We start from the raw sequence: 6,059 nt of genomic DNA, 5'->3' as shown, positions 1-6,059 counted from the left end.
TGACGTCGATGCCCGGCGTCGGCGTCAGGACCGCCGCCGTCCTGCTGGTCACCGTCGGCGACGGCACCAGCTTCCCCACCGCCGCCCACCTCGCCTCCTACGCCGGCCTCGCCCCCACCACGAAGCAGTCGGGCACCTCCATCCACGGCGAACACGCACCCCGAGGCGGCAACCGGCAACTCAAACGCGCCATGTTCCTGTCCGCCTTCGCCTGCATGAACGCCGACCCCGCCTCCCGCGCCTACTACGACAAACAACGAGCACGCGGCAAAACCCACACCCAGGCCCTCCTCCGCCTCGCCCGCCAGCGCATCAGCGTCCTGTTCGCCATGCTCCGCGACGGCACCTTCTACGCACCCCGCGTCCCCAAGGACGTCGAACTCGCCGCATGACCCCCACAAGCCAAACCAACCCAAATCAACCCTGGGCGCCTTGACGAAAGACATAGAGGCACCCCCCCCGGGTGCGCGCCGTCAGGGCAGGCGTGCGCCCGCGGGCGGCCGGGCCGCGTGCCGAGGGGTTGGCGCCGGTTCCGTAGGCTCGCTGCACCCAGATCGATGACGGCCTACTTGGAGGACCGGTGCCGGCACGCCAGCGGATCACCGCACGCAACGCGCGTTTCCAGCAGTGGGAGGCGTTGCTGAGCAACCGGAACAAGCGCACGCGGGCGAGGGAGTTCCTGGTCCAGGGAGTGCGTCCGATCTCGTTGGCGGTGGAGTACGGCTGGCCCGTCAAGGCGCTGATCCACGACGACCGGCGGGAGCTGTCGCAGTGGGCGCGGGAGCTGCTGCGCGTGGTCGACGCCGAGCAGGTGGCCATGGCGCCCGGGCTGCTGTCGGAACTGGGGGAGAAGAACGGGAGCGCGCCGGAGGTCGTCGCCGTCGTCGGGATGCCGCCCGACGACCTCGGCCGGCTCCGCGCGGACAGCGGTTTCCTGGGCGTCGTGTTCGACCGGCCGACGAGTCCGGGGAACATCGGCAGCATCATCCGGTCCGCGGACGCCTTCGGGGCGGACGGGCTCATCGTGTCGGGGCACGCCGCGGACCTCTACGACCCCAAGGCGGTACGGGCCAGCACCGGCTCGCTGTTCGCGCTGCCGGCCGTGCGCGTGGACTCGCCCGGCGCCGTCATGGCCTGGGTCACCGCGCGGCGGGCGCAGGGGCAGCCGATCGTGCTGGTGGGCACCGACGAGCGGGGCGACTGCGACGTCTTCGACTTCGACTTCACCCAGCCGGTGCTGCTGCTGGTCGGCAACGAGACGTCCGGGCTGAGCCACACCTGGCGGGAGCTGTGCGACCATACGGTCAGCATCCCGATGACCGGTTCCGCGAGCTCCCTGAACGCCGCCAACGCCGCGACCGCCGTGCTGTACGAGGCACACCGGCAGCGTCTCGTCGCCGCCGGGCGCTCCTGACGTACCCGACGACGCGCCGGGCCCGTCCCGTCCGGGGCCGTGACCGCCCTCGGGGTTCCGATACGCAGAACCGGCCGGAGGTGGTACGGGTGAAAGGTCTGGGCCGAGAACTCCCTGCCATCGTCGGCGTGTCTGCCGCCTGGGGAGTCGTCGTCCTCCTGGGGACGTGGACGCTCACGGACGCGAACGCCGGGCAGTCCGCTTCGAGCGGAGCGGGTGCCGCCGCCATGTGGCTCACCGCCATCTTCTGCTGGCGCGCCATGAAGGCGGGAACCCGGGCGAGGCGTCGGAAGAACTGAACGGGTGTCGCCCGCTCCGGTGGCGGCGTGTCCGGCGGCCGGGTCGCCCGTCATCCGCCGACGGCCGGCACACACCGCCGGAGGACCCGCCTCACCCGTCGTGCCCGTCGCCGGTTCGTCCGTGGCGGGAGCCCGCGTACGCGGCGTCGCGGAGGCGTCGCAGTCGGCCGGTGGGGTGCAGGCCGGGCAGGTTGTGGGCGTAGGGGTCGTAGGACACGGTGCGGGTGGCCGGGGCGGGGTGCACGGCTTCCAGGGACAGGGTGGCGAAGGTGCGCCAGGGTTCGTCGGGGGCGGCCGCGCGCAGGTCGAAGCGGACGGGGCGACGGGCTAGCTGCTGCCACAGCGTCGGCATGGTGGCGTCCGGACCGCCGTCCGGACCGGGGACGGGGAAGGCCGCCAGGACCCGCTCGCGGTCGCCCACCCGGTAGGACAGCAGGGTGGAGTACGGCCCGCTCAGGGCGTTCGGCCGCAGCAGGGGCAGGTGGCGGCCGAGGCGGCCGGAGCGGCTGGACGTGAACAGCAGGTCGAGGGCGTTGCCGGGGCCGCCGGCGTCCTCGGCCCGGACGGCCAGGCCCAGGCCGTCCGGGAACCGTCGGGGCAGGCCGAGCGCCCGCGACCAGCGCACCGTCGCCCGGTGGGCGCCGGGCCGGTCCAGCCACGGCACACCCCACCCGGTGTCGGAGCGACCGGTCACGGTCAGTGTCCCCGAGCACAGCACCCCGTGCGGGTGCAGGGCCGGTGCCGCGCGCCACCGTGCCAGCCGGCCGGCCACACGGCGGACCGTACGTTCGTCGATCATGCGGCCTCCGCGGCCTCGGGCCGGATGACGGCGCGTACGCAGCCGTCGGTCTTCTTCTTGAACATGTCGTACGCCGTGGGCGCCTCGTCGAGCGAGAGGCTGTGGGTCGCCAGGTGGGCCGTCTCGATCTCACCCGTGGCCAGACGGTCGAGCAGCATGGGGATGTAGCGCTGGCCGTGCATCTGGGCTCCGCGCACGGTGAGCCCCTTGTTGACCACGGCGCCGAGCGGGAACTTGTCGACGGCGCCCGCGAAGACGCCCAGGACGAAGACGGTGCCGGCCTTGCGGCAGGCGTGGATGGCCTGGCGTACGGCGGTGGGCCGGTCGGTCTGGAGGCGGAGCTGCTGCTTGGCCTGGTCGTACAGGTGCATCGGTCCGTCGCTGTGCGCCTCCATGCCGACGGCCTCGATGCACACGTCGGGGCCGCGTCCGCCGGTGCGTTCGCGCAGTTCCGCGGCGACGTCGGTGGTGGTGTAGTCGATGGTCTCCGCGCCGGCGTACCGCTCGGTCATGGCCAGCCGCTCCGGGATGCGGTCGATGGAGATGACGCGCTCGGCGCCCTTCAGGACCGCCGCCCGCGCGGCCATCTGCCCCACGGCGCCGCAGCCCCAGACCGCGACGACGTCACCCGGTTTCACCCCGGCCAGGTCGGCACCCATCCACCCGGTGGGCACCGAGTCGGAGACGAACAGGGCGCTGGTGTCGTCGACGCCCTCGGGGACCTTGAAGGCGCCGTAGTCGGCGAAGGGGACGCGGACGTATTCGGCGTGGCTGCCGCGCAGGCCCCCCATGGCGTGCGAGTAGCCGAAGATGCCGGCGGTCTCGTAGCCGAAGAGGGCCTGGCCGACGCCCGGGTTGGTGTTGGTGTTGTCGCACAGGGACCACAGGTCGTTGGCGCAGTACCAGCAGCGCCCGCAGCCGACGAACGAGCAGACGACGACCCGGTCGCCGACCTTGTGCCGGCGCACGGCGGACCCGGTCTCCACGACCTCGCCGACGAACTCGTGGCCGATCACGTCACCGGCGCGCATCGCCGGGACGTAACCGCCGATGAGGTGCAGGTCGGAGCCGCAGGTGGTGCCCGCGATCAGCCGCACGACGATGTCCTGGTCGTTGCGCAGTTCCGGATCCGGTACCTGCTCGACGGACAGCTTGTTCACGCCTTCCCAGCACAGGGCCTTCACAGCACTCCCTCCCCGCCGGAGCGACGGGTGAACACCTCGACCAGCTTGCCGCCCGGCGTGGGGCGGGTCGTCGGCGGCGCGTCCGGGCGCAGCACCTCACCCGCCTCCAGCAGGGCCTTGGCGTCACGCAATGCGCGTCGTAGTTCCTGACGCGGGTCCTGCCCGGCCAGACGCGCGGGCACCGAGGCGGACGCCGGGGGCACGGGCTCCCTGAACCGTGCGGCCAGTTCCGTGCCGCGGTCACCCGGTGCCGGCCGGATCCGCGCGTCGATCCGCTCCGCCAGCTCGTCCAGGGGCGCCGGCAGCTTCCCTTCGGACCCCACGTCCGTCGGCGGCCGGTTGATCGTCACGGTGAGCCAGCGGTCGTGCGCCTGATCCTCGGTCCGGTGCACGGGCCGGGACCGCCGTACGGCCGTCACCCCGGCGGCCACGACCGGAACCGCCCACCACAGCTTCTTCATCGAACGCCCTCCGCTCCGGTGTCCCGGCGGTCACCGTCGGGCGTCGGGTTTCCGTGGCCGTCCGCATGAAACGGTCGCGGTCGCCGGGGGCGGGCGGAGCCTTCCCGTCGTCACCCGTCCGACTGGAACATGCGGCCGTTCGGCCCGCGATCGGCCGAGCGCGGACGCGGTCCCGTACCGGGGAGGGGTACGTTCCACGTGGGCACGAGGGCGGGACGCGCGCTGCCCGGAACACGGGGCCGGAGAGGCGGACCGTCGCCGTCCAACGGCCGACCAGGTGCTCTGCCGAGTGAGGAACGTGATGGCGACCCATACCGAGCCGGTGGCTCCCGTCCCGGTGGCCGAGCGCCGGGGCCGGGGCCACGTGGTGGTCTCCTGGCTGACCACGACCGACCACAAGAAGATCGGGCACCTCTACCTGATCACGTCGTTCGCGTTCTTCCTGATCGGTGGAGCGCTGGCCATGGTGGTGCGGGCGGAGCTGGCGCGGCCCGGTCTCCAGATCGTGTCGGCGGAGCAGTACAACCAGTCCTTCACGATGCACGGCACGATCATGCTGCTGCTGTTCGCCACCCCCACGTTCGCCGGGTTCGCCAACGCGATCATGCCGTTGCAGATCGGCTCCCCGGACGTCGCCTTCCCCCGGCTCAACATGCTGTCGTACTGGCTGTTCGCCTTCGGCGGCCTGATCGTGCTCGGCAGCTTCCTCACCACGCAGGGCGCCGCCGACTTCGGCTGGACCGCCTATCCGCCGCTCAGCGGTGGTGAGCGCACCCCGTACACCGGTGGCGACCTGTGGATCATGGGACTGGCGCTCTCCGGTTTCGGCACCATCCTCGGCGCGGTCAACTTCATCACCACCATCATCTGCATGCGGGCGCCCGGCGTGACCATGTTCCGGATGCCGATCTTCACGTGGAACGTGCTGCTGACCTCGGTGCTCGTCCTGCTGGCCTTCCCCGTGCTGGCGGCGGCGCTGCTGGTGCTGGAGGCGGACCGGCAGTTCGGCGCCCACGTGTTCGACGCAGAAGTCGGCGGGGCGATCCTGTGGCAGCACCTCTTCTGGTTCTTCGGCCACCCCGAGGTCTACATCCTCGCCCTGCCGTTCTTCGGGGTGATCACGGAGATCATCCCCGTCTTCTCCCGGAAACCGATCTTCGGTTACATGGGGCTGGTCGGTGCCACCATCGCCATCACCGGCCTGTCGGCGACGGTGTGGGCGCACCACATGTTCGCCACCGGCGCGGTGCTGCTGCCGTTCTTCTCCTTCATGAGCTTCCTCATCGCCGTCCCCACCGGGGTGAAGTTCTTCAACTGGATCGGCACGATGTGGCGGGGCTCCCTGTCGTTCGAGCCGCCCATGCTGTGGGCGGCCGGCTTCCTGGTCACGTTCCTCTTCGGCGGCCTGACCGGCGTCCTCCTGGCCTCCCCGCCGATCGACTTCCACGTCACCGACAGCTACTTCGTCGTGGCCCACTTCCACTACGTGCTGTTCGGCACGATCGTGTTCGCGATGTTCGCGGGGTTCAGCTTCTGGTGGCCCAAGATGACGGGCACCATGCTCGACACCCGCCTGGAGAAGATCCACTTCTGGACGCTGTTCATCGGCTTCCACACCACGTTCCTCGTCCAGCACTGGCTGGGAGCCGAGGGCATGCCCCGCCGCTACGCCGACTACCTCGCCGCCGACGGCTTCACCGCGCTCAACACCGTCTCCTCCATCGGCGCCTTCCTGCTGGGCCTGTCCACGCTGCCCTTCCTCTACAACGTCTGGAAGACCGCCCAGCAGGGCAAGCGGGTCGAGGTCGACGACCCCTGGGGCTATGGACGCTCCCTGGAGTGGGCCACCTCCTGCCCGCCGCCCCGCCACAACTTCGTCACCCTGCCCAGGGTCCGCTCCGA

General features: G+C 71.4%; 7 protein-coding genes. 4 read left to right on the top strand and 3 right to left on the bottom strand.

Annotation, left to right across the window (positions count from 1 at the left end):
• The 3 genes from ACVV2G_RS33095 to ACVV2G_RS33085 form a co-directional block, all read left to right on the top strand.
• Positions 1-392, top strand: a 392-nt coding sequence (locus ACVV2G_RS33095) for a transposase (protein WP_453844860.1), incomplete at its 5' end; no start/stop codon positions are given.
• 188 nt (positions 393-580) lie between these two features.
• Positions 581-1,414 carry a TrmH family RNA methyltransferase gene (locus tag ACVV2G_RS33090; RefSeq protein WP_453846462.1) on the top strand — a complete coding sequence of 278 codons (834 nt, stop codon included), beginning with the start codon at positions 581-583 and terminating at the stop codon, positions 1,412-1,414.
• Between the two features lie 128 nt (positions 1,415-1,542).
• Positions 1,543-1,713, top strand: a complete 171-nt coding sequence (locus ACVV2G_RS33085) for a hypothetical protein (protein ID WP_453846461.1) — start codon at positions 1,543-1,545, stop codon at positions 1,711-1,713.
• Between the two features lie 91 nt (positions 1,714-1,804).
• Here the strand turns inward: ACVV2G_RS33085 and ACVV2G_RS33080 are convergent, their stop codons facing one another.
• Genes ACVV2G_RS33080 through ACVV2G_RS33070 form a run of 3 tightly spaced genes read right to left on the bottom strand, consistent with a single transcriptional unit; the run spans position 1,805 to position 4,157 of the window.
• Positions 1,805-2,512 carry a catalase family protein gene (locus tag ACVV2G_RS33080; RefSeq protein ID WP_453846460.1) on the bottom strand — a complete coding sequence of 236 codons (708 nt, stop codon included), beginning with the start codon at positions 2,510-2,512 and terminating at the stop codon, positions 1,805-1,807.
• Complete coding sequence (locus ACVV2G_RS33075) at positions 2,509-3,696, bottom strand: zinc-dependent alcohol dehydrogenase (RefSeq protein WP_453846459.1); 1,188 nt, start codon at positions 3,694-3,696, stop codon at positions 2,509-2,511. The genes ACVV2G_RS33080 and ACVV2G_RS33075 overlap by 4 nt, the downstream gene beginning before the upstream one ends.
• On the bottom strand, positions 3,693-4,157 hold the full coding sequence (locus ACVV2G_RS33070) for a hypothetical protein (RefSeq protein ID WP_453846458.1): 465 nt from the start codon (positions 4,155-4,157) through the stop codon (positions 3,693-3,695). The genes ACVV2G_RS33075 and ACVV2G_RS33070 overlap by 4 nt, the downstream gene beginning before the upstream one ends.
• Positions 4,158-4,458: 301 nt before the next feature.
• Between ACVV2G_RS33070 and ctaD the strand changes: the two genes are divergently transcribed.
• On the top strand, positions 4,459-6,059 hold a 1,601-nt coding region (gene ctaD / locus ACVV2G_RS33065), incomplete at its 3' end, for an aa3-type cytochrome oxidase subunit I (protein WP_453846457.1).

The organism is Streptomyces sp. JK94 (assembly GCF_053613315.1).
The sequence above is the reverse complement of the archived record's forward strand: the minus strand, read 5'-3'. Positions and strand labels throughout refer to the sequence as shown.